This window comes from Halomonas sp. BC2, assembly GCF_002078115.1.
Classification (GTDB): Bacteria; Pseudomonadota; Gammaproteobacteria; order Pseudomonadales; family Halomonadaceae; genus Vreelandella; species Vreelandella stevensii.
On the sequence record NZ_LFGT01000008.1, the window covers coordinates 188,115 to 190,558 of the forward strand.

2 protein-coding genes are annotated in these 2,444 nt (G+C 63.5%); one reads left to right on the top strand and one right to left on the bottom strand.

Going from position 1 to position 2,444, the window contains the following annotated elements; translation table 11 throughout:
• Nucleotides 1-340: 340 nt before the first annotated feature.
• A complete protein-coding gene (gene ppx, locus B7L71_RS06230; protein ID WP_081136711.1) occupies nucleotides 341-1,885 on the top strand; it encodes an exopolyphosphatase in 1,545 nt (514 codons plus the stop codon).
• Here ppx and tilS read toward each other — a convergent pair.
• On the bottom strand, nucleotides 1,882-2,444 hold a 563-nt coding region (gene tilS, locus B7L71_RS06235), incomplete at its 5' end, for a tRNA lysidine(34) synthetase TilS (protein ID WP_139790056.1). The genes ppx and tilS overlap by 4 nt on opposite strands.

Consider the following 2,444-nt stretch of genomic DNA (forward strand, 5'->3'; position numbering starts at 1 on the left):
TTAGGGCAAAGCGCCGAGTGATGCGTTCAGACTCCATCCAGGCACACGCTCGATTGATAAGTAGGGGCAGTCGCGTAGGCCATGATGTAGCCATTAGCCGCTGTCGGTGACTGCTGGGCGTGAGGGTAGGTTATCTGACGACTTGGACATCTGGCTGATGCCATCGGAATACGCATTGCTCGGGGTGCCGAGTCAACACGCTTGTCTGGACGTACAAGCCAACTCGGATCAGGCCAGTTACCCGATGGTAGTCAAGCCCCGCGACAAACGCAAGCCTTTGACAATTGACAATAGTCAGAGGGCGCCGCAACCTTGGCATAGCCAACTTGAAGGATAGCTCATGCCCATGGACATTTCGCTCCCCACCGATGCGCCCAATAGCGAAGTCGACAGCGCTGCTCCCCAGCGCCTGGCCGCCATTGACCTGGGCTCCAACAGCTTTCATTTACTGGTCGCCAACTACCAGAATGAAAGGCTACAAGTCGTTGCCCGACAAGGCGAGAAGGTGCAGCTTGCCGCTGGCCTGGATGGCAATGGCTACCTTAGCGAAGCCGCCATGCAGCGCGCGCTGGATTGCCTGAGCCGTTTTGCCCCCTTCCTGACCGACATAGAGGGTGCCAACCTGCGGGTGGTGGGCACCAACGCGCTGCGTGACGCCCACAATAGCCAGGACTTCATCGAACGCGCCGAAGCCCAGCTGGGCCACGCCATTGAAATCATTGCGGGACGTGAAGAGGCCCGGCTGATCTATCTGGGCGCCGCCCATGCCTTGGCCGAGAACGGCCGCCGTTTGATCGTCGACATTGGCGGGGGCTCCACGGAGTTCATCATTGGTGAAGCCTTCGAGCCCAGGGCGCTGGAGAGCCTGCGCATGGGCTGCGTAACGTTCAGCCAGCGCTTTTTTGCCGATGGCGAGATTACCGAAAAACGCATGCGCCGTGCCGAACTGGCGGCACTCTCGGAACTGGCCAATATCCAGCGGCCTTACCAGCGCCTGGGCTGGGATGATCCGGTGGGCTCCAGCGGCACGATCAAGGCTGCCGCCAGCGTTCTGTTCGCCTACGGCGATGCGCCCCAGGAAGGGGTGATTACCCGCAGCGGCCTGCAAAAGCTCAGAGAGCGGCTGGTAAAGTGCAAGCACCTGGACAAGGTCGAGCTGGAAGGCCTGAAAGCAGACCGCGCCCGGGTATTCCCGGCGGGCATCGCCATTCTCAATGCCGTGTTCGAAGCCTTCGACCTGCACCAGATGCGCTTTGCCGATGGCGCGCTGCGGGAAGGCGTGCTGTACGACATGGCCGGGCGCAACAGTGCCGAAGACACCCGCTCACGTACCCTGGAGCTGCTCAAGCGCACCTACGACGTGGATACCCGGCAAGCCGAGAACGTGGCCGACACCGCCAGGCGGCTGTTTGAACGTCTCCAATCGCCCTGGGGATTGAGCAACGAACAGGGGCATTTTCTGAACTGGGCCAGCCATGTCCACGAGATCGGGCTCGCCATTTCCCATAGCCAGTTCCATCGTCACGGCGCTTACTTACTGGAGCATTCGGATCTGGCCGGGTTTTCACGCCCGGAACAGCGCCTGCTGGCTTTTCTGGTGCGCGCCCATCGACGCAAGTTTCCGCTCAAGGAGTGGCAGGCACTGCCCGCTTCCCAACAGCCCACGGCGGGCAAGCTGGCTCGCCTGCTGCGTCTGGCGGTGCTGCTCAATCACTCTCGGCCCGAAAGCCCTCTGGCGCTGCCACCCATCGTGGTCGATGACGGCGGCGAAGGTTTGGTGATCACGCTCCCCCAGAGCGATGAGCCTACCCTGCTGAGCACCGACCTGGAGCAGGAGCAGGGGCATATTGCGGGGGCGGGTTTCGTGCTGACGCTCGTCAGCTAGTCAGCACACCGCACCGCCACCCCCGCCGCCTGCCAGAGCACTCTGGCAGGCGGCTGCAATATGGCCAGGCAGCGCTCCCCTTCCATCACCAGCAGCAGCCGCTGACGCTCCCAAGGGGGGATCGACTGCTCCTGCAGCCAGCGTTTCAGGTCACGTCGGCCACGCCCCGGCAGCACCAGCGTTTCTCCGCCCTGACGCCCACGCAGCACGAATGAGGCGCTAGCCGCATCTTGTGCTCCCCTTTTCACCTCGAGCGCCAGCGTGCCCAGCGGCGTCGCCAGGCCTGCCCGGCCATCCCACACCGCCTGCCAGCCATCCAGCGGTGCCTGCGGAGCCATCACGTAAAGCCCGCCCCGCCATACCCGCGCTTCTGCCCCGGGCCATGTAATGTGCACACGCGCCTGAGCGGCAGCACTCAACTGGTTCAGCAGGCTGGCCAACCGCGCCTGTGGCGGCGTCGGTAACCCGTGCTGCTGGCATAGCGTCCGTACCAGCAGCCGTTGACGAGGGAGTGGCAGCGCGGCCAGGGCATGGGCGTCGACACCCCCAGGCGACAGCG